This is a genomic window from Streptomyces sp. NBC_00207, assembly GCF_045160965.1.
Classification (GTDB): domain Bacteria; phylum Actinomycetota; class Actinomycetes; order Streptomycetales; family Streptomycetaceae; genus Streptomyces.
Genome location: NZ_CP130715.1, coordinates 6,707,296 through 6,726,283 on the forward strand (window position 1 = coordinate 6,707,296; position 18,988 = coordinate 6,726,283).

Below are 18,988 nucleotides of genomic sequence, written 5' to 3' on the forward strand. Positions count from 1 at the left end.
CGTCGCCCCGGACGTCCTCAGGCGTCCGCCGCAACCTCGCTCAGGTGTCGGCCCGCCCTTGCCCGGGCATCGGACCGGCCTCGCCCCGGCGTCAGCGCGGAGTAGGCCGGGACGGCCCCGTAAGGCCCCGTTCGGGTGGAAACGTCGCGCGCCGTACGCGGCCGTGCCGCGGGCGCTGGTAAGCGGTGGTGGATGCAGCTCTCCTCCCCCCGCCTGCGCGCCGCTCTGCTCGCCGCGGCCTCCCTGACCCTCGTCGCCGCCGTACTGCCCCCGCCGAAGGCGCTGGGCATCGGCGACCCGCTGTTCCCCGAGCTCGGAAACCCCGGGTACGACGTGCTCTCGTACGACCTGTCCTTCGCGTACAAGGACAACCGGAGCCCGCTGGACGCGGTCACCGTCATCGACGCCCGTGCGCTGGAGCCGCTGGAGCGGATCAACCTGGACTTCACCCATGGCAAGGTGGCGTCCGCCGAGGTCAACGGGGAGCCGGCCCGGTTCGAGAGCGTGGGGGAGGACCTCGTGCTGACCCCCGCGCGGGCGGTGCCGGACCACGGGCCGCTGCACATCACAGTCCGCCACACCAGCGACCCGCGCGGCCGCGGGGACGGCGGCTGGGTGCCCACCGAGGACGGCCTGGCCATGGCCAACCAGGCGGACGCCGCCCACCGCGTGTTCCCCTGCAACGACCACCCCGCCGACAAGGCCTTCTTCACCTTCCGGATCACCGCCCCGCCCGGCCTCACGGCCGTCGCCAACGGAGTGCAGGTGATCCCCGCGATGCGCCTCGGCTCCTCGCAGACGTGGACGTACCGGACCCGGCACCCCATGGCCACCGAACTGGCCCAGGTCTCGGTGGGCAAGTCCGCCGTCGTGCACGGCACCGGCCCGCACGGGCTGCCGCTGCGCGACGTGGTCCCCGCGGCGGACCGCGAGCGGCTGGACCCCTGGCTGAAGAAGACCGCGGGGCACATCGCGTGGATGGAGGAGCGGGTCGGCCGCTACCCCTTCGAGAACTACGGGGTTCTGATCGCGCGGGCGACGACCGGCTTCGAGCTGGAGACCCAGACCCTCTCGCTCTTCGAGCACAGCCTGTTCGCGGGCGAGGGGTACCCCGAGTGGTACGTCGAGTCCGTGATGGTCCACGAGCTCGCCCACCAGTGGTTCGGCGACAGCGTCACCCCGCTGGCCTGGTCCGACCTGTGGCTCAACGAGGGACACGCCACCTGGTACGAGGCCCTGTACGCGGACGGGCTCGGCAAGTACTCCCTGGAGCGGCGCATGCGCGAGGCGTACCAGCGCTCCGACCAGTGGCGGGCGGCGGGCGGCCCCCCGGCCGCCCCGAAGCCCGCCGCACCCGGCGAGAAGATCGGCCTCTTCCGGCCGGTGGTCTACGACGGGGCCGCGCTGATCCTCTACGCGCTGAGGCAGGAGATCGGCACCGAGGCCTTCGACCGGCTGGAGCGGCGCTGGGTGTCGCAGTACCGGGACGGGGTCGCGGGCACGGCCGACTTCGTACGCCTGGCCTCCGAGGAGGCCGGCCGGGACCTCGGAGCCTTCCTGGAGCCCTGGCTGTACGGCAAGACCACCCCGGCGATGCCCGGGCACCCGGAGTGGAGCGCCCCGGCCACGTCCCGTAAATAAAGGGTGTGACCGGTGAGGAACGGGCATGTCACCATCGACGAGGCCGTTCGGGGAATCCCCCGGCGGTGTGACACGTTGGACGTGACAGCTAACGTGCCTGTTCACGTGCCAGTGCTATTCGAATCGACGTAAGGATCCAATGACCTCCTCTTCTTCCCCTTCCCAGGACGCGCGGGACGCACAGGACGTGCGGGACTCGCAGAGCTTCACCGAGAGCCTTCGGGCCGATGCCCTGATGGAAGAGGACGTCGCCTGGAGCCACGAGATCGACGGAGACCGGGACGGCGAGCAGCTCGAACGCTCGGAGCGTGCGGCCCTGCGCCGCGTGGCCGGCCTCTCCACCGAGCTCGAAGACGTCACCGAGGTCGAGTACCGGCAGCTGCGCCTGGAGCGCGTCGTTCTCGTCGGTGTCTGGACCTCCGGCACGGTGATCGACGCGGAGAACTCCCTCGCGGAGCTCGCCGCCCTCGCCGAGACCGCGGGTGCTCTTGTACTCGACGGTGTCATCCAGCGCCGCGACAAGCCGGACCCGGCCACCTTCATCGGTTCGGGCAAGGCGCGCGAGCTGCGTGACATCGTCATGGAGAGCGGCGCCGACACCGTCGTCTGCGACGGCGAGCTCAGCCCCGGCCAGCTCATCGCCCTCGAGGACGTCGTCAAGGTGAAGGTGGTCGACCGGACCGCCCTCATCCTCGACATCTTCGCCCAGCACGCCAAGTCCCGAGAGGGCAAGGCACAGGTCGCCCTCGCGCAGATGCAGTACATGCTGCCGCGACTGCGCGGCTGGGGTGCCTCGCTGTCCCGGCAGATGGGTGGCGGCGGCGGTGGCGGCATGGCCACCCGAGGCCCCGGTGAGACCAAGATCGAGACCGACCGGCGGCGGATTCGCGAGAAGATGGCGAAGATGCGCCGGGAGATCGCGGAGATGAAGACCGGCCGCGACATCAAGCGGCAGGAACGGCGCCGCAACAAGGTGCCCTCGGTCGCCATCGCCGGCTACACCAATGCGGGCAAGTCCTCGCTGCTCAACCGCCTCACGGGCGCGGGCGTCCTGGTGGAGAACGCACTGTTCGCCACCCTCGACCCGACCGTGCGCCGGGCCGAGACGCCCAGCGGCCGGGTCTACACCCTGGCCGACACGGTCGGCTTCGTCCGGCACCTGCCCCACCACCTCGTCGAGGCGTTCCGCTCCACGATGGAGGAGGTCGGCGACTCCGACCTCATCCTGCACATCGTGGACGGCTCGCACCCGGCGCCGGAGGAGCAGCTGGCGGCGGTGCGCGAGGTGATCCGTGAGGTTGGCGCGGTCAACGTGCCCGAGATCGTGGTGATCAACAAGGCGGACGCCGCGGATCCGCTCGTCCTGCAGCGGCTGCTGCGGATCGAGCGGCACTCGATCGCCGTATCGGCGCGGACGGGGCTGGGCATCGAGGAACTCCTCGCGCTCATCGACTCCGAGCTGCCGCGGCCCGAGGTCGAGGTGGAGGCCATGGTGCCGTACACCCGCGGCTCGCTGGTCGCCAAGGCGCACGCCGAGGGCGAGGTCATCTCCGAGGAGCACACCCCGGACGGCACCCTGCTCAAGGCGCGGGTCCACCAGGAGCTGGCGGCGGACCTGGCGCCGTACGCGCTCGCGAAGCAGTGAGCGGGCCGGACGGCTTGCCGAAGTGACGGCATGACCGCATGACGGCTGGATGGTTTGACGGGCGAGGGCCCCCTGCAATGTGCAGGGGGCCCTCGGTCGTTCGGTCCCGCCCGGCAGTGTGGCAGGTGCCGGAGCAGGAGCAGGAACTACTTGAACTTGCGGCTGACGGCCTCGAAGACGCCCTTCGCCTCCGGACCCAGCCGGGGTCCGGCCAGCCAGCCCGCCTTGGCCGGGCCGATCGAGGTGTTCGACACCAGCGCCGGCTTGCCGTCGGCGCCCGCCGCGACCCAGCCGCCACCGGAGGAACCGCCGGTCATGGTGCAGCCGATGCGGTACATCGCCGGGTCGGTCGCGTTCAGGGACAGCCGGCCCGGCTTGTCCGTGCACTGGAAGGCCTTCTGGCCGTCGAACGGAGCCGCCGCCGGGTAGCCGGTCGCCGTGATGCTCGCGACCTTCGGCACGGCCGGCGCGGCGAACTCCACCGGGAGCGCCGAACCGACCGTCTCCTCCAGGGACTTGCCGCTGCCCTTCTCGGGCGTCACGTGCAGCACCGCGAAGTCGAACGGCGCACCCGCGCCGCCGGTCGGGCCGCCGGTCGCGATCCACTGGTCCGAGGTCTGCGCCCAGTCGCTCCACCAGACGCCGTACGGGGCCACCTGCTCGCGGGGCGCGCCCTTGAGCTGCGCCGAGGGCTTGCCCGTGTTGTTGTAGGACGGGACGAAGGCGATGTTGCGGTACCAGCCGCCGGACTTGCCCGCGTGCACGCAGTGGCCCGCGGTCCAGACCATGTTCGACTTGCCGGGGTGAGCCGGGTCCTTGACCACGGTCGCGGAGCAGACCATCGAGCCCTCGGGCCCGTCGAAGAAGACCTTGCCGGACTCCGGAACGCTCTGGTGGTAGGGCGGGTTCGCCGGCTTGGCCGTCACGGGGGCCGGCGTCGGGTCGGTGACGCCCTGGTCCTTGCCCGCGTCCGGGTCGACGGACGGGCGCTGCGGCTGCTCGGCGTCACGCATGCGGTCCGGGTCCCACAGGCCCTCGATGATCGGGTTGATGTAGTCGCCCGCCTCGCGGAGCCAGTCCTCCTTCTTCCAGTTCTTCCACTCACCCCCCTTCCACTTCTCCAGGTCGATGCCGCGCTCTTTGAGCTTCTCCTTGAGCTGGTCCGGGATCTTGATCCCGTCCGGGCCCGGGAGGCTCGCCGCCACGGTCGGCTTGGCGTCGCCGCCGGCCTCCTCGTCGCCGGGGCCGCAGGCAGCTGCGGTCAGCGCGAGCGCGGCCGCGCACAGGATCGCGGTGACCGGTCGGTTCGGTCGCATGTAGTTCGTCCCCCTGGTGGTTTCGAGGCGTGGAGTGCAGCCCCCCACTATGCCGCTGTCGCCCAGGACGACACAGCCCGGGGCTGTGGTTCCTGTCGCTCGCCCCTTGCACGGCAAGGATCTTGGGGACACCCGTGATCCGTCGCCGCCACCGTCGTTGGTACGTACGGGGGATGGGGGAGCAGCGTTGGTGTTCGAGGCGCAATCCGGAAGAGCGTTCAGTGCGGGAGGACCGACACTCGTGGCTTTGACCGAGCCGGCCGCGGCGGCGGCCGCGACACAGATCCCGCCGCAGGACGCACCCCAAGTGCCGCCACAGGGCGGCCGGGTACCGGGCCGCGGCGAACGCGGCGGCTCCGGCGCCGCCGACGGAATCCTGCGCAGGCAGGCGCAGCGGGAGTCCGCAGCCCGGACGTACGCGCGCTCCCTGCCCATCGTCCCCGTGCGGGCCCGGGGACTGACCATCGAGGGCGCCGACGGCCGGCGCTACCTCGACTGTCTCTCCGGCGCCGGCACCCTCGCCCTCGGGCACAACCACCCGGTGGTGCTCGAAGCAGTCCGGGGAGTCCTCGACTCGGGGGCCCCGCTGCAGGTCCTCGACCTCGCGACCCCCGTCAAGGACGCTTTCACCACCGAGCTGTTCACCAACCTGCCACCGGCGCTGGCAGCCGACGCGCGCATCCAGTTCTGCGGCCCGGCCGGTACGGACGCCGTGGAGGCCGCCCTCAAACTGGTGCGCACCGCGACCGGGCGGGCCGGGCTCCTCGCCTTCACCGGGGCCTACCACGGCATGACCGCAGGGGCGCTGGACGCCTCGGGCGGCGCCCAGGACGTACGGGTGACCCGGCTGCCGTACCCGCAGGACTTCCGCTGCCCGTTCGGTGTCGGCGGCGCCGCGGGCGCCGAACTCGCCGCGCGCTGGACGGAGAACCTGCTCGACGACCCCAAGGGCGGGGTGCCCGCCCCGGCCGGCCTGATCGTCGAACCCGTGCAGGGCGAGGGCGGGGTCATTCCCGCCCCGGACGCCTGGCTGCGCCGGATGCGCGAGATCACCACGGCGAGGGGGATCCCGCTGATCGCCGACGAGGTGCAGACGGGCGTCGGCCGCACCGGTGCCTTCTGGGGCGTCGACCACGCCGGGGTGGTGCCGGACGTGATGGTCCTGTCCAAGGCGATCGGCGGCAGCCTGCCGCTCGCGGTGATCGTGTACCGGTCCGGCCTGGACGTCTGGGCCCCCGGAGCCCACGCCGGAACCTTTCGCGGCAACCAGCTCGCCATGGCCGCCGGAACCGCCACGCTCGCCTTCGTCCGCGAGAACCGCCTCGCCGAGCGGGCCGCCGTCCTCGGCGAGCGGATGCTGACGGCCCTGCGCGGTCTGGCCGGCGGCCATGCCTGCATGGGGGACGTCCGGGGCCGGGGCCTGATGATCGGCGTCGAACTCGTCGATCCCGAGACCGGGGCCGCCGCGCCGGCCCTCGCCGCGGCCGTCCGCCAGGAGTGCCTGGACCGCGGTCTGATCGTCGAACTCGGCGGCCGCCACGGCGCCGTAGTCCGCCTGCTCCCCCCGCTGACCCTGACCGACGAGCAGGCCGCGGCGGTCCTGGACCGCTTGGCCGACGCCATCCCGGCCGCCGCCCGCCGAACCCACTGACCCGCGAGGACCCGCGATGCCAGAGCCGCACCAGTCCACCCCCACCACCCCGAACCCCCTCGCGGAGCCCGCGCCCGCCCACCAGCCACCACTGGCGTCGACTCCCGCCCACCAGCCGTCACCGCCACCGGCCCTCGCCCCGGTACGCGACACCGCCGGTTCCCCGCCCCCAGCGCCGACGCCGGCGGATCCCGCACCGACCCCCCAGCCTCACCCACCCACCCCGGACTCCGCGGCGAGCCCGTCGCCCCGCCCGATCGAGGACCGCCACCCGCACCCGACCTCGACCGCGTCTCCCGACACTGCCGCTCCGGCCCCCGTGGCGGGTCAGTCGGTCAGCCCGATGGAAGACCGGCGCCCGTGGCCCACTTCGGCGGTGTCTCCCGACACTGCCGCCCCCGCCTCCGCCCCCGCGGCGAGCCCGTCGCCCCGCCCGATCGAGGACCGCCACCCGCAGCCGACCTCGACCGCGTCTCCCGACATGGCCGTTTCGAGCCCTGTGGTGGGTCAGCCGGCCTTCCCCGTGGAGGACCGATACCTGCGACCGACCCCGTCCGTGTCCCCCGACACCGCGCCGATCCCCGCCGTGAGCCCGTCAGCCCGCCCGACGGAGGACCGGCCGCTGCCGCCGGCTTCAGTGGTGTCTCCCGACACCGCTGCCCCGAGCCCCACGGAGAGCCCGTCGGCCCGCTGGATGGGAGACCGGCCGCAGTTGCCGGCTTCTGAGGTGTCTCCCGACACCGCGGCCCCGGGCCTGGCCGTGAGCCCGTCGGCCCGCCCGGCGGAAGGCCGGGAGCAGTGGCCGACCCCTGCAGCGTCTCCCGACGCCGCCACCGTCCCGGGTCCGGCCGCGGCGCTGCCCGCTCCCGCCGACGACATCCCGGCAACGCCCCCCGCCGCCCCGCGAGGCGCCGACGGCGGGCAGGCCTCCATCGCCGCCAGAGCGCACGGGACCTCCGCAGACCCGGTCGCGGGCTTCCGACCCGGTACGTCGGCCAACCCTGGCGGCGCCACCCCGGAGCACGAGGCCGAGAACGCGGCGGGCACCTCCGCCGCCCCGCGAGGCGGCGAGGCCGGGCAGCTCGCCGCCACCGGCACCGGCGCACCGGTCACCGTGCCGCGCCAGAAGGACGGCACGCCCAGAGCCCGTCCCGGGTGGTCTGGCCCCGTCTGGCCCGAGCCGGCCGCGCTGCCCGACCTCCTGGACCACCCGGACCCGGCCGTCGCCGCCGACGCCGCGGCAGTGGAGAACCTGCTCCGGTGCTGGGTCCGCGAAGCCGGTATCGGCCGCCCCGACGGCCCCGCCGGAACCCCCCTTCGCATCCCCCTCCCCGCATCAGGCACCGCCGCACTCGTCGCCGTCCGCTACTGGTCCCAGGCGGGCTGGCACCGCTTCGGCCCGGCCCGGCTCGAAGGTTCCCCCGCCGGCGCGCCATCCCTGGACGCCGTCACCATCGCCTCCCTCATCGCCCGTGAAGGCACCAGAGGAGGCCGAGGCGGCGCCGACCTCGTCGGCCGGGTTGCCGACTCGGTGCGCCGTACCACCGAGTTCATCGCCGACCGACGGGAACGTCCCACCGCCCCGGTCCCCGTGGGCGGGGACCACTTCCTCACGGCCGAACAGTCCCTCCTCCTCGGTCACCCCCTCCAACCTGACCCGAAGAGCCGCGAAGGACTCTCCGAAGCCGAGGCGCGTCACTACTCGCCCGAACTCCACGGCTCCTTCCCCCTGCACTGGTTCGCGGTAGACCCCTCCCTCCTGGCCACCGAATCGGCCTGGACCGAGCGCGGACGCCCCGTCTCCGCGCCCCAGCTCCTCGGCCGGCTCGCCCCCGGGCTCCCGCTGCCCGACGGCGCCACCCCCCTTCCTCTGCACCCCTGGCAGGCCCGCGACCTGCTCCAGCGCCCCGCCGTCACCGCCCTCCGCGACGCAGGGCTCCTGCACGACCTGGGCCCGCACGGCGAACCCTGGTACCCCACCTCCTCCGTCCGCACCGTCCACCGTCCTGGCGCCCCCGCGATGCTCAAGCTCTCCCTGGGCCTGCGCATCACCAACTCCCGCCGTGAGAACCTCCGCAAGGAACTGCACCGGGGCGTCGAGGTCCACCGGTTGCTCCGCACCGGCCTGGCCGAGCAGTGGCAGGCGGTCCACCCCGGCTTCGACATCGTCCGCGACCCCGCCTGGGTCGCCGTGGACGCCCCGGACGGCACCCCCGTACCCGGACTCGACGCCCTGCTGCGCCACAACCCCTTCCGCTCGGGCGACGACGCCGTCTGCATCGCCGCGCTCACCGCTCCCCGCCCGTGGCCCGGCCGGACCACCATGAACTCCCGCCTCGCCGAACTCGTCTCCCGCCTCGCCGCCGCCACCGGACGCAGTACGTCCGCAGTCGCCGCCGAGTGGTTCCTGCGCTACCTCGACCACGTCGTCCTGCCGGTCCTGGCCTTCGACGCGCTCGCCGGTATCGCCCTCGAAGCGCACCAGCAGAACACCCTGGTCCTCCTCGACCCGGCCGGCTGGCCGAGGGGCGGCCGCTACCGCGACAACCAGGGCTACTACTTCCGCGCATCCCGCCGCGCGGAACTGGAGCACCGGCTCCCCGGCATCGGCCGTGCCAGCGACACCTTCGTCTCCGACGCCGTCACCGACGAACGCTTCGCCTACTACCTGGGCATCAACAACGTGCTCGGCCTCATCGGCGCCTTCGGGTCCCAGCGGCTCGCCGACGAGCGCGTGCTCCTCGCCGCCTTCCGCCGCTTCCTCGCCAAGGCCGCGGGCCTCGGCCCGCTCCCCACGCGGCTGCTCGACTCGCCCACCCTGCGCTGCAAGGCGAATCTGCTCACCCGCCTGGGCGGTCTCGACGAGCTGGTCGGCCCCGTCGACACTCAGTCCGTCTACGTCACCATCACCAACCCCCTTCACGATTGACGCGTCGGCGCCGACGCGGAGAAGAGCCCCCGATGCGCTCCACCGACACACCCGCCCACTCCGCCGGCTCCGCCACCGACGCCCTCGGCGCCATCGAGGTGGTGGAGCACACCGTCGAACCGCGGCTCAACGCCGACCTGTTGCCGCTGCTCGCCGAAGCCGACCTGCTCGACTCCCCGGCCATCTGGGGCAGCGCCGCGACACCCGCCGGAGCCTTCCGCCTCGAACCAGTACGGCCGGGCCGGGACCTCGAGCTCCTCACCGGCTGGATGAACGATCCCGAGGTGGCCGCCTACTGGGAACTCGCCGGCCCCGCCGCGGTCACCGCGGCCCACCTACGGGCACAGCTCGACGGCGACGGCAGCAGCATCCCCTGCCTCGGCCTCCTCGACGGCACGCCGATGAGCTACTGGGAGATCTACCGGGCCGACCTCGACCCGATCGCCCGCCACTACCCGGCGCGCCCCCACGACACGGGTATCCACCTGCTCATCGGAGACGGCACGAACCGCGGCCGCGGCCTGGGCACGACCCTGCTGCGCGCCGTCGCCGACCTCGTCCTCGGCAACCGCCCCCGCTGCACTCGTGTCATCGCGGAACCGGACATCCGCAACACCCCCTCCGTGTCTGCCTTCCTGAGCTCCGGTTTCCGCTGTTCCGCGGAAATCGACCTTCCCGAGAAGCGTGCCGCCCTGATGATCCGGGAGCGGGCGCTGCGCAATCTCCTCTGAGTGCCGCCCCACAAGCCCTGACCGTCGTCGCCGCTTCGCACCTCTCCCTTAGAAAACTCTGCGTCGCGCAGCAAAGTTCCCGATCTTCGAGGAGTCCCGTGCCGAACTTCCACGCAGCCCCCGACCCGACGGAACCCGCCGTGCCGCCGTCGCCCCAGCACCCCTGCACTCCGCCCGAACTCAACCGCCCGACCTGGGACTTCGCCGCCCGTCGGCTGCTCGCCAAGATGATCGCCGAGTTCGCCTACGAGGAGGTCATCAGCCCCGTCCCCATCCCGGCCGCCGCCGGCGACGCGTGGACCCTGACCCTCGACGACGGCAGCAGCCTCGGCTTCCGGGCCCGCCGCCGCTCCTACGGCAGCTGGCACGTCGTCCCCGACAGCATCACCCTCACGCCGCCGCCGGCCACCCCCCAGGCACCCGCGGCCTCCGGCGGCCCGACCGTCTCCGGCAGCTCGGCCGCCTCCCGCAACCCGACCGCCTTCGGGGACCCGTACGCCTTCCTCATCCGGGCCCGCACCCTCCTCGGACTCGACGGACCCACCCTCGGCCACCTCGTCCGCGAGCTCAGCGCCACCCTCACCGCCGACGCCCGGATCGACCACACCGCCCTCACCGCCGACGTCCTCGCCGACCTCGACTACGCCGCACTCGAAGGGCACCAGACCGGCCACCCCTGGCTCGTCCTCAACAAGGGCCGCATCGGACTCTCCGCCTCCGACACCGCAGCCTGGGCCCCCGAGGCCCGCACCCGCCAGCGTCTGCCGTGGCTTGCCGCCCACACCTCGCTCGCCGCCTACCGCGGCACCGCCGGACTGGAGGACCCCGCCCGCCTCTACTCCGCCGAGCTCGACCCCGTCACCCGCGCGGCCTTCGACCAGACCCTCCGCGACCGCGGCCTCGACCCGCTCCACTACCTCTACCTACCGGTCCACCCCTGGCAGTGGGACGAGGTCGTCCTCCCCCTCTTCGCCCCGGCGCTCTCCTCCGGCACGCTCGTGCCGCTCCCCGCCGATCCCGACCTGCGCCTGCCCCAGCAGTCGATCCGCACCTTCCTCAACCTCAGCCGCCCCGACCGGCACAGCGTCAAACTCCCGCTCTCCGTCTTCAACACCATGGTCTGGCGGGGCCTGCCCTCCGACCTGGCCCTCGCCGCCCCCGCCGTCACCGCCTGGATCCACTCCATCCGCGACGCCGACCCCTTCCTGCGTGACGAGTGCCAGGTCGTCCTGCTCGGCGAGGTCGCCTCCGTGACCGTCCGCCACCCGGTCTACGAGGAGCTCCCCGAGGTCCCCTACCAGTACAAAGAGCTCCTCGGCGCGATCTGGCGCGAGCCCCTCCCCGGACTCCTCGCCCCCGGCGAGCGCGCCCGCACCCTCGCTTCCCTCCTCCACACCGACCCGCGCGGCCGGTCCTTCACCGCCGAGCTCGTGGCCCGGTCCGGGCTGACCCCCTCCGTCTGGCTGCAGTGCCTCTTCGCCGCGCTCCTGCCGCCGCTGCTCCACTTCCTCTACCGCTACGGCACGGTCTTCTCCCCGCACGGCGAGAACGCCATCGTGATCTTCGACGAGCGCGACGTCCCGGTCCGGCTCGGGGTCAAGGACTTCGTGGACGACATCAACATCAGCGACGAACCGCTGCCCGAGCTGGCCTCCCTGCCCGACGAGGTCCGGGCGGCCCTGCTCACCGAGCCCGCCGACTTCCTGCCGCAGTTCATCCACTCCGGGCTCTTCGTCGGCGTCTTCCGCTACCTCTCGGCCCTGTGCGAAGACCGCCTCGGAGTCCCGGAGGACGAGTTCTGGTCCCTCGTAAGGGCGGAGATCCTGCGCCACCAGGCCCGCTTCCCGGAGCTCAAGGACCGCTACGAGCTCTTCGACCTGCTGGGCGAGCGCATCGGGCGCCTCTGCCTCAACCGGAACCGGCTCTACGAGGACGGCTACCGCGACCGCCCCGACCGCCCCCACGCCGTGCAGCACGGCACCGTACCCAACCCCTTGTACCGGCCATGATTCCTCGTCGGTGCACTCGCTGTCGGTGGGGCCCCGTAGGGTTGTCAGTGCTATGACGAAGCCCTCCCTCCCCGACCTGCTGCACGCCGCCGTCTCTGCCGTCGGCGGCACGGAGCGCCCCGGCCAGGTGGCCATGGCCGAAGCCGTCGCCGAAGCGATCGACGACAACTCTCATCGGCTCATCCAGGCCGGCACCGGTACTGGCAAGTCCCTGGGCTACCTGGTGCCGGCCCTCGCCCACGGCGAGCGCGTGGTCGTGGCGACCGCGACCCTCGCCCTCCAGCGGCAGCTCGTCGAGCGCGATCTGCCCCGGACGGTGGAGGCACTGCATCCGCAGCTGCGCCGCCGCCCGCAGTTCGCCATGCTCAAGGGCCGGTCGAACTATCTGTGCCTGCACCGCCTGCACGAAGGTGCTCCGCAGGACGAGGAGGAGGGCCTCTTCGACCAGTTCGAAGCGGCCACCCCCACCAGCAAGCTCGGCAAGGACCTGCTGCGCCTGCGCGACTGGGCGGACGAGACCGAGACCGGCGACCGCGACGACCTGACCCCGGGCGTCTCGGACAAGGCGTGGGCGCAGATCTCCGTCTCCTCGCGCGAGTGCCTGGGCGCAACGAAGTGCGCGTACGGGGCCGAGTGCTTCGCGGAGGCCGCCCGGGAGCGGGCCAAGCTCGCGGACGTGGTCGTCACCAACCACGCGCTGCTCGCCATCGACGCCATCGAAGGTGCCCCGGTGCTGCCGCAGCACGAGGTGCTGATCGTGGACGAGGCCCACGAGCTGGTCTCCCGGGTCACCGGCGTCGCCACCGGCGAGCTCACGCCCGGGCAGGTCAACCGGGCCGTGAAGCGTGCGGCCAAGCTGGTCGACGAGAAGACCGCCGACTCCCTGCAGACCGCGTCCGAGTCCTTCGAGCGGGTCATGGAGCTGGCGCTCCCGGGCCGCCTGGAGCAGCTCCCCGAAGACCTCGGCTACGCGCTGATGTCGCTGCGCGACGCCGCGCGCAACGTGATCTCGGCGATCGGCTCGACCCGCGACAAGTCCGTCCAAGACGAGGACGCGGTGCGCAAGCAGGCCCTGGCCGCGGTCGAGAGCGTCCACGGGGTGGCGGAGCGGATCACCAACGGCTCCGAGTACGACGTCGTCTGGTACGAGCGCCACGACCGCTTCGGCGCCACCCTCCGGGTCGCCCCGCTGTCGGTGTCCGGCCTTCTCCGGGAGAAGCTGTTCGAGGACCGCTCGGTGGTCCTGACCTCGGCCACCCTCAAGCTGGGCGGCGACTTCAACGGCGTCGCGGCCTCCATGGGGCTGTCTCCCGAGGGGGTCGAGGGGGACGACGTCCCCGTCTGGCGCGGCCTCGACGTCGGCTCGCCCTTCGACTACCCGAAGCAGGGCATCCTCTACGTCGCCAAGCACCTGGCCACGCCGGGCCGCGAAGGGACCCGCGGCGACATGATGGACGAGCTCGCCGAGCTGATCGAGGCGGCCGGCGGCCGGACCCTCGGCCTCTTCTCCTCCATGCGCGGTGCCAAGGCGGCCGCCGAGGAGCTGCGCGGCCGGCTCGACAACCCGATCCTGCTCCAGGGCGAGGAGACGCTAGGCGAGCTGATCAAGGCCTTCGCCGCGGACCCGAAGACCTGCCTGTTCGGGACGCTGTCGCTCTGGCAGGGCGTGGACGTGCCAGGCCCCAGCTGCCAGCTCGTGGTCATGGACCGAATCCCGTTCCCGCGCCCCGACGACCCGCTGATGAGCGCTCGCCAGAAATCGGTGGAGGAGCACGGTGGCAACGGCTTCATGGCCGTCGCGGCCACCCATGCCGCCCTGCTGATGGCGCAGGGCGCGGGTCGTCTCGTACGGGCCACGGGCGACCGGGGTGTCGTCGCGGTGCTGGACCCGCGGCTGGCCACAGCCCGGTACGGGAGCTTCCTGCGGGCCACGCTGCCCGATTTCTGGTACACCACGGACCGCAACCAGGCCCGCCGCTCCTTGGCGGCGATCGACGCCAAGGCCAAGGCCGACGGTACGTAGCAGTCCGCCGGTCCCCGAGCGCAACAGTTCCCGGGCGAACCCGGGACGAACGAGTTCCGGGGGCACGTGAAAGCCCCCGGGACCGGCGCAGTGGATCCCGGGGGCCGGATGGAGGCGGCGGGCGTCAGACTCGACGCAGCACCGCGACGACCTTGCCGAGGATGGTCGCGTCATCGCCGGGAATCGGCTGGTAGGCGGCGTTGTGCGGGAGGAGCCAGACGTGGCCGTCCTCGCGCTTGAAGCGCTTGACGGTGGCCTCCCCGTCAAGCATCGCGGCGACGATGTCGCCGTTCTCCGCGACGGGCTGGCGGCGGACCGTGACCCAGTCGCCGTCACAGATGGCGGCCTCGATCATCGAGTCGCCGACGACCTTGAGGACGAAGAGCTCGCCGTCGCCGACCAGCTGGCGGGGGAGCGGGAACACGTCCTCGACCGACTCCTCGGCGAGGATCGGGCCGCCGGCCGCGATCCGGCCGACCAGGGGAACGTAGGAGGCGGCGGGCTTGCCGGTGGTGTCCGTGGGCTGCGAGCTGGGCTGGTCGGAGCCGCGTACCTCGTAGGCGCGGGGGCGGTGCGGGTCGCGGCGCAGGAAGCCCTTCCGCTCGAGGGCCATCAGCTGGTGGGCCACCGACGAGGTGCTGGACAGGCCGACCGCCTGGCCGATCTCCCGCATGGACGGCGGGTAACCCCGACGCTGCACGGAGTCACGAATGACCTCGATGACCCTCCGCTGCCGGTCCGTGAGCCCGGAGCTGTCGGCGCGGATGCCTGGAGGTCGACCTGGCAGCGAGCGTGCGGGGCGTACTACGGGCTCCGCATCCGGGTTCAGGTTTGCGTCGTTCATGGCATGCACCGGCTCGAGTCGGCTCTGGGAGCGGTTCTGGGCAGTGATGGTGGCACTGTCTGCGGTGGTGGTCACGTCGGCCCCTCTCGAAATGTTCTCCCTAGCTGGACAACGGTAGTAGCTTTCGAAAGGTTGCGCCAAACACACGTTCGAGTGAAAAATCGCGGATCGTCCGGCGTGGGCATATCAAGGGGTGTATGGACGATCGGCTCACCGAATGCGGGTTCGATCCGACGTTCGCTGCTTACGCTACCCTTCCCGCTCGGGTCGCCGCCGTCCGGGCCTGCGCCGGCCTGTGTCACCGGTGTCGGCATGTGCCCAGTGTGGCATCGAGGGGCCTCGTAACCGGCTGACGGACGCCGCGACACGCAGAGCCACGAAAATCCACTCCAACCCAAGATCTAGTGGTTGGATGGGCGCTGCCACCCAGAAGTAGTGGTCCTCGGGTCTGTTGAGGCTCCTGGGATCGCATATGCTGGTGGCTGCTCCACGAGCCCCCGACAGAGTCCGTCTCTGTTGTTCAGGGGCCTGTGGGGTGATTCTGTCGTGCCAAGAGGGAGGGTGAGGGAACGTGCACTGCCCTTTCTGCAGGCACCCCGACAGCCGTGTCGTCGACAGCCGCACCACGGACGACGGTACGTCGATCCGCAGGCGCCGTCAGTGCCCCGACTGCTCCCGTCGCTTCACGACGGTGGAGACGGCCTCGCTGATGGTGATCAAGCGCAGCGGGGTGACGGAACCCTTCAGCCGTACCAAGGTCATCTCCGGCGTGCGCAAGGCGTGCCAGGGGCGGCCGGTCACCGAGGACGCCCTCGCCAAGCTCGGCCAGCGGGTCGAGGAGGCGGTGCGCGCCACCGGGAGTGCCGAGCTGACCACCCACGACGTGGGTCTGGCGATTCTCGGCCCGTTGCAGGAGCTCGACCTGGTCGCCTACCTGCGCTTCGCGTCCGTCTACAAAGCGTTCGACACCCTTGAAGACTTCGAGACCGCCATCGCGGAACTGCGCGAGCCGCGGCCTCATCCCCATGAGTGCGAGCCCGGAGGGACCGTTTCGGTCCCCGTGCCCGCCTCCGCCTCCGACTGACCGGACGGCCCGCGCCACGATGCGCACGCACCGTGACGCGGCCGGTCGGCCCGGAGGCCCCTCCCGGCGGGAGCCGGGGGGAGAAAAGCGTAGAAACAGACACACAGCACCGTGCCGCGGAATAGCGCTGGCACTTTAGGGCGTTTTTGCCCGCATATGGGAGGAAGCGGCATGACAGAGACGGCGAGCAGCTCGGCACGTGGTTCCCGCGCCAAGGGGACCAAGGCTGCCAAGGGCGGCCTGCGTATCGAGCGCATCCACACCACCCCGGGCGTGCACCCCTACGACGAGGTGAGCTGGGAGCGCCGTGACGTCGTCATGACCAACTGGCGCGACGGCTCGGTCAACTTCGAGCAGCGTGGCGTCGAGTTCCCCGACTTCTGGTCGGTGAACGCGGTCAACATCGTCACCAGCAAGTACTTCCGCGGCGCGGTCGGCACCCCGCAGCGCGAGACCGGTCTGAAGCAGCTGATCGACCGGATCGTGAAGACCTACACGAAGGCCGGCGAGGACTTCGACTACTTCTCGTCGCCCGCCGACGTGGAGATCTTCGAGCACGAGCTGACCTACGCCCTCCTGCACCAGATCTTCAGCTTCAACTCCCCGGTGTGGTTCAACGTCGGCACGCCCCAGCCGCAGCAGGTCTCCGCCTGCTTCATCCTGGCCGTCGACGACTCCATGGAGTCGATCCTCGACTGGTACAAGGAAGAGGGCATGATCTTCAAGGGCGGCTCCGGCGCCGGCCTGAACCTCTCCCGCATCCGCTCCTCCAAGGAGCTCCTCTCCTCCGGCGGCAACGCCTCCGGTCCGGTCTCCTTCATGCGCGGCGCCGACGCGTCCGCTGGAACGATCAAGTCGGGCGGCGCCACCCGCCGCGCGGCCAAGATGGTCGTCCTGGACGTCGACCACCCGGACGTCGAGGCCTTCATCGAGACCAAGGTGAAGGAGGAGGAGAAGATCCGCGCCCTGCGCGACGCGGGCTTCGACATGGACCTGGGCGGCGACGACATCACGTCCGTCCAGTACCAGAACGCCAACAACTCCGTCCGCGTGAACGACGAGTTCATGACGGCCGTCGAGAACGGCACCGAGTTCGGCCTGCGTGCCCGCATGACCGGTGAGGTCATCGAGAAGGTCGACGCCAAGGCGCTCTTCCGCAAGCTCGCCGAGGCCGCGTGGGCCTGTGCCGACCCGGGCATCCAGTACGACGGTGTGATCAACAACTGGCACACCTGCCCCGAGTCCGGCCGCATCACCGCGTCGAACCCGTGCAGCGAGTACATGCACCTGGACAACACGTCCTGCAACCTCGCCTCGCTGAACCTCATGAAGTTCCTCAACGACGACGGCAAGGGCAACCAGTCCTTCGACGCCGAGCGCTTCGCCAAGGTCGTCGAGCTCGTCATCACCGCGATGGACATCTCCATCTGCTTCGCGGACTTCCCGACGCAGAAGATCGGCGAGAACACCCGCGCCTTCCGCCAGCTGGGCATCGGCTACGCCAACCTCGGCGCCCTGCTGATGGCCACCGGCCACGCGTACGACTCCGACGGCGGCCGCACCCTCGCCGCGTCGATCACCTCGCTGATGACCGGTACCGCGTACAAGCGCTCCGCCGAGCTGGCCGCCATCGTCGGCCCGTACGACGGCTACGCCCGCAACGCCGAGTCCCACAAGCGCGTCATGAAGCAGCACGCCGACGCCAACGCAGTCGCGCCGCGCACCGAGGACCTGGACAACAGCATCTGGGCCGCAGCCACCGAGGCCTGGCAGGACGTTCTGCGCCTCGGCGAGAAGAACGGCTTCCGCAACTCCCAGGCCTCCGTCCTCGCGCCGACCGGCACCATCGGTCTCGCGATGTCCTGCGACACCACGGGCGTCGAGCCGGACCTGGCCCTGGTCAAGTTCAAGAAGCTCGTCGGCGGCGGCTCGATGCAGATCGTCAACGGCACCGTCCCGCAGGCCCTGCGTCGCATGGGCTACCAGGAGGAGCAGATCGAGGCGATCGTCTCCCACATCGCCGAGCACGGTGTCGTGGTCGACGCCCCGTTCCTGAAGCCCGAGCACTACTCGGTGTTCGACTGCGCCATGGGCGAGCGCTCCATCTCCGCGATGGGCCACGTCCGCATGATGGCCGCGATCCAGCCCTGGATCTCCGGCGCGATCTCGAAGACGGTCAACATGCCGGAGACGGCGACCGTCGAGGAGATCGAGGAGATCTACTTCGAGGCGTGGAAGATGGGCGTCAAGGCGCTCGCGATCTACCGCGACAACTGCAAGGTCGGCCAGCCCCTCTCCGCGAAGAAGAAGGAAGAGGAGAAGGAGGAGGTCACCGCCAAGGCGGAGGAGACCATCCGCGCGACCGTCGAGAAGGTCATCGAGTACCGGCCGGTCCGCAAGCGCCTCCCGAAGGGCCGCCCGGGCATCACCACCTCCTTCACGGTCGGTGGCGCCGAGGGCTACATGACCGCGAACTCCTACCCGGACGACGGTCTGGGCGAGGTCTTCCTCAAGATGTCCAAGCAGGGCTCGACCCTCGCGGGCATGATGGACGCCTTCTCGATCGCCGTCTCGGTCGGCCTCCAGTACGGCGTGCCGCTGGAGACCTACGTCTCGAAGTTCACCAACATGCGCTTCGAGCCGGCCGGCATGACGGACGACCCGGACGTGCGGATGGCGCAGTCGATCGTCGACTACATCTTCCGCCGCCTGGCGCTCGACTTCCTGCCCTTCGAGACCCGCTCGGCCCTCGGCATCCACACCGCCGAGGAGCGCCAGCGCCACCTCGACACCGGCTCCTACGAGCCCCTCGAGGACGAGCTGGACACCGAGTCCCTGACCCAGTCGGTCCCGCTGGCCGCGGTGCCGTCGGCGCCGAAGCCGGCCGTGACCGTCCCGGTCCCGGCCCCGAAGACGGCGCACAGCAACGCCGAACTGGTCGAGATGCAGCTCGGCGTCTCCGCGGACGCCCCGCTCTGCTTCTCCTGCGGTACGAAGATGCAGCGCGCCGGCTCCTGCTACATCTGCGAGGGCTGCGGCTCCACCAGCGGCTGCAGCTGAAACTAGGTGCCCACCAGGCGTAAAGCGCCTGGGCAGAGCGGGGAGTCGGGGAATT

The 18,988-nt window shown here is 71.5% G+C and carries 11 protein-coding genes; 9 read left to right on the top strand and 2 right to left on the bottom strand.

Translation table 11 applies throughout. The annotated features are described in order from the left end of the window. Positions 1-192: 192 nt before the first annotated feature. Together OG472_RS31710 and hflX are read left to right on the top strand one after the other, a co-directional pair. A complete protein-coding gene (locus OG472_RS31710; RefSeq protein WP_405832266.1) occupies positions 193-1,641 on the top strand; it encodes a M1 family metallopeptidase in 1,449 nt (482 codons plus the stop codon). Between the two features lie 139 nt (positions 1,642-1,780). Further along, the gene (hflX, locus tag OG472_RS31715) at positions 1,781-3,286 is read left to right on the top strand and encodes a GTPase HflX (RefSeq protein WP_383568871.1); all 1,506 of its coding nucleotides are present in this window, start codon (positions 1,781-1,783) and stop codon (positions 3,284-3,286) included. A 146-nt stretch (positions 3,287-3,432) separates the two neighbouring features. On the opposite strand, the gene OG472_RS31720 is transcribed toward hflX, so the two are convergent. Continuing rightward, positions 3,433-4,602, bottom strand: coding sequence for a trypsin-like serine peptidase (locus OG472_RS31720; protein WP_383568868.1), 1,170 nt, complete (start codon positions 4,600-4,602; stop codon positions 3,433-3,435). 307 nt (positions 4,603-4,909) lie between these two features. On the opposite strand from OG472_RS31720, the gene OG472_RS31725 reads away from it, so the two are divergent. From OG472_RS31725 to OG472_RS31745, 5 genes are all read left to right on the top strand, one after another. Then, entirely contained in the window at positions 4,910-6,253 is a 1,344-nt protein-coding gene (locus OG472_RS31725) for a diaminobutyrate--2-oxoglutarate transaminase family protein (RefSeq protein ID WP_401611360.1), read from the top strand. 727 nt (positions 6,254-6,980) lie between these two features. Beyond that, entirely contained in the window at positions 6,981-9,182 is a 2,202-nt protein-coding gene (locus tag OG472_RS31730) for an IucA/IucC family protein (protein WP_405832268.1), read from the top strand. A 32-nt stretch (positions 9,183-9,214) separates the two neighbouring features. Then, the gene (locus tag OG472_RS31735; RefSeq protein ID WP_405832269.1) at positions 9,215-9,913 is read left to right on the top strand and encodes a GNAT family N-acetyltransferase; all 699 of its coding nucleotides are present in this window, start codon (positions 9,215-9,217) and stop codon (positions 9,911-9,913) included. Between the two features lie 98 nt (positions 9,914-10,011). Further along, positions 10,012-11,922 carry an IucA/IucC family protein gene (locus tag OG472_RS31740; RefSeq protein ID WP_405832271.1) on the top strand — a complete coding sequence of 637 codons (1,911 nt, stop codon included), beginning with the start codon at positions 10,012-10,014 and terminating at the stop codon, positions 11,920-11,922. A gap of 52 nt (positions 11,923-11,974) precedes the next feature. After that, positions 11,975-13,945, top strand: coding sequence for an ATP-dependent DNA helicase (locus OG472_RS31745; RefSeq protein WP_405832272.1), 1,971 nt, complete (start codon positions 11,975-11,977; stop codon positions 13,943-13,945). 124 nt (positions 13,946-14,069) lie between these two features. Here OG472_RS31745 and lexA read toward each other — a convergent pair whose 3' ends face one another. Continuing rightward, complete coding sequence (gene lexA, locus OG472_RS31750) at positions 14,070-14,864, bottom strand: transcriptional repressor LexA (RefSeq protein ID WP_030709636.1); 795 nt, start codon at positions 14,862-14,864, stop codon at positions 14,070-14,072. Positions 14,865-15,360: 496 nt separating this feature from the next. On the opposite strand from lexA, the gene nrdR reads away from it, so the two are divergent. After that, positions 15,361-15,873 (top strand): transcriptional regulator NrdR, encoded by a 513-nt coding sequence (nrdR, locus tag OG472_RS31755; protein WP_401611233.1) that lies wholly within the window; start codon positions 15,361-15,363, stop codon positions 15,871-15,873. 171 nt (positions 15,874-16,044) lie between these two features. Continuing rightward, the gene (locus OG472_RS31760) at positions 16,045-18,933 is read left to right on the top strand and encodes a vitamin B12-dependent ribonucleotide reductase (RefSeq protein WP_401611235.1); all 2,889 of its coding nucleotides are present in this window, start codon (positions 16,045-16,047) and stop codon (positions 18,931-18,933) included. Positions 18,934-18,988: the final 55 nt, after the last annotated feature.